Origin of the sequence: Prevotella sp. (genome assembly GCF_036570325.1) — a bacterium.
In the GTDB taxonomy this organism is placed as follows: domain Bacteria; phylum Bacteroidota; class Bacteroidia; order Bacteroidales; family Bacteroidaceae; genus Prevotella.
Genome location: NZ_DATCYK010000103.1, coordinates 1 through 2968, shown reverse-complemented (window position 1 = coordinate 2968; position 2968 = coordinate 1). Strand labels below are relative to the sequence as shown.

Annotated in this window: 2 protein-coding genes; both read left to right on the top strand. The window is 53.1% G+C overall.

Annotated elements, in window-relative coordinates:
- Positions 1-1465: helix-turn-helix domain-containing protein (locus tag VIR50_RS10045; RefSeq protein WP_331934993.1), on the top strand; the 1465-nt coding region annotated here is incomplete at its 5' end.
- A 286-nt stretch (positions 1466-1751) separates the two neighbouring features.
- Positions 1752-2968 (top strand): TonB-dependent receptor plug domain-containing protein (locus tag VIR50_RS10040; protein WP_414703550.1); only part of this gene is annotated, 1217 nt, incomplete at its 3' end.

Here is a 2968-nt window from a genome sequence, read left to right as displayed (position 1 = left end):
AGCGCTCAAACGGCTCGACAAAGCGTCGTTTACCTATCGTGCGGAGATTGACCGCGACTTCCCCGAATCGACCTTTCCCACCGATGAAGAGCTGGAACTGAAGGTTGGGGCACAAGTGATGTTCGTGCGCAACGACCCCTCGCCCGCCCATCTTTATTACAACGGGCGCATAGGCCACGTGGTTTACCTTGACGAGGAGCGGGTTCAGGTACGCTGTCCGGGCGACGATGAGGAGATAGATGTGGAGCGGGCGATGTGGGAAAACACCAAATATAAGATCAATCCCCATACAAAGTCCATCGACTCAGTCGTCGAAGGAACGTTTCGTCAGTTTCCTTTGAGGCTGGCATGGGCCATCACCATCCACAAGAGTCAGGGCCTTACCTTCGACCGAGCCATCATCGACGCCCAACTGTCCTTTGCCTCCGGGCAGGTATATGTGGCCTTGAGCCGCTGTAAAACGTTGGAAGGCATGGTGCTATCCTCGCCCATCAGCCGCCAAGCCATCATCGGAGATAACCGCGTCGACGACTATATCAGTCGCCAAGCCGAGGCCGCCCGCCAAAGCATAGCCCGACTGCCGGCCCTCAAAGACGAGTATTATAGGGAGTTGCTCATCGACGCTTTCAACTTCAATGAGCTGTCGACGCTCGAGAATCGCTTGTTCAGAGTGTTGCAGGAGTACTGCTACAAATTTCCCAAAGCCCAGCAACTCCACCGTATTCTCATGAAAAAGCTCGACACGGACGTCATCAACGTAGCCCAAAAATGGGCCTCCTTTATCGCCACACTCACCATAACGCAGCTCCATGAAGACAGCTTTTTAGAGCGCGTAGGCCACAGCGCAACCTATTTCGCCGAGCATTTGACGGCTATCTTCGAGCCCCTTATCGACACCACGCAGGGCGTAACGAGCGACAACAAGACCGGGGCCAAACGGTTGGAGCAGGCCTTTGCCGACCTCAAACTGGCCTACAAGGCCCGCCGTTACTTGCTGGAGGACATGGCCGACGAGCCTTTTACCACCACCGGATACCTCACCCATAAGCAGGAGGCCTACCTTATGGCCATGGATACCAAGGCCAAACGCCGCCGCAAAGCGAAGAAAAGCACCGACAAAATAGCTGCCGACAAGGCCAAAACCGCCAAGCCCGATACCCGCAAAACTACCCTGTCGATGTATCGCCAAGGCATGAATCCCGACCTCATCGCCCGCGAACGCAAGCTCACCCTTACCACCGTGTACAATCATCTGATACACTTCATCGCCTTGGGCGAGCTCTCCGCCGACGGACTTTTCGACCTCTCCAAACTGCCTATCATTGAAAACGAGCTCCATAAGCTGCCACCGCAGTCGCCCAAGGCCGAGCTCAAAGCCCATTGTCCGCCCGACATTACTTATACCGACATCAATATCGCCTTGGCCATCATAGCCGCCCGAAAAGCCGGCAAGCCAACGGCCTGAGCGTCGTTTCCACCCCCTCGTTTTACCAAAGGCCCGTGGTGCCTTTCCCGAAGCAGCCCTTTGACCCGCTCAAAGGGCTGCTTTTGTCGTGTAAAAAGCCTGCTTTCATCGGGTCAAAGGACTGCTTTCATAGCGCCATTATCTAACGCTCTTTAAACCAAAGGTTTACCACAACGCCATGGAAGATTACTTATTAAATTCATAATATTAAGCTTTGGCTGTTTAAATAATAATTTATAAATTTGCACAACAGTAATTTATTAATTTATAATTCAAACCTCTCAAAATGAAGAACTTGAGAAAAAATACGCCGTGTCCTTACCAATTGGCACTGTGTACTTTAATGCTCATCCCGTCAACATTTATCTATTCAGGATCGGCCAACGCCTCGGCGTCGCGCCACAACGACAAAACCAACCCCACACTCATGGAAGTTGTGGACTCAAGTAAAATCAAACCCTCCATCGTTCTCGACGAAGTAGTGGTCACGGGACAAGGAAACGCCATCCAAAGGCGCCGTCTCTCGGAGAAAGTAACCAAGGTTTCCGCCGCCGAACTGGGCAAACTGCCCTCCGGACGCATTGACCAAATGTTGCAAGACGCCCTTCCCAACGTGCAAATAGCCATGACCAACGGCCAGCCGGGCGCCACTTCGCTCATTCGTTCGCGTGGTCTTTCGTCGGCATTCATCAACTCCACGCCCGTCATTTATATCGATGGAGTGCGTGTCGACAATAAGAATACCGGCTCTACGCTGGCCTATTCGCTCTCCGGATATGCCGCCGAGCCTTATTCTTCGGCCGATCTTCCCATGGGCGAAACGGCTGCCTCGGGAGCCATCAGCGACATTCCGATGGAGAATATCGACCATATAGAGTACGTAACGGGCGGCGCCGCCACCACCATTTATGGCTCCGACGCCGCCAATGGCGTTATTCAGATATTCACGAAGAAGGGCCGCAACGGGCGTTTTCGTGGCTCTTTCTCCTCCCAAATGGGCTTCGACGTGGCCACGTCGCAGTTTTATCACTTCAAACGTACCAAGGAATTGCTCAACCAAACGGGCTTTCAGCAGCGCTATCGGTTGAGCTTCGACGGTGGCAACGATAAGTTCGGCTACAGCCTCGGCGCAGGAATGAGCAGCAATTCGGGTATCATCATTCACAACGGAAACGACAACAAGAAGTACGATTTGCGCTTTGGCTCACGTCTGAAGATTAACCGCCAACTGGAATATCACAACTCTTTCGGCTTCGTAGCTGAGCAATTCAAGCGCAGTCGCAACGGTAATCAGGGATTATACACCGGCCTTTGGACCACCGAATGTAGCGCCATAGCCGACCTGCGCTACCCCGACGAGCTGCAGAAGGACAAACTTATCAACTTCGGACCTGACATCGACGCCGCCCAAAGCTATGAGTACAGCCACATAAAGGCCCTCATCAGCCGGGCCGAAGCCTTGCAAGACAACGAGGAAAACGTGAAACGCTTTCAAACATCGCA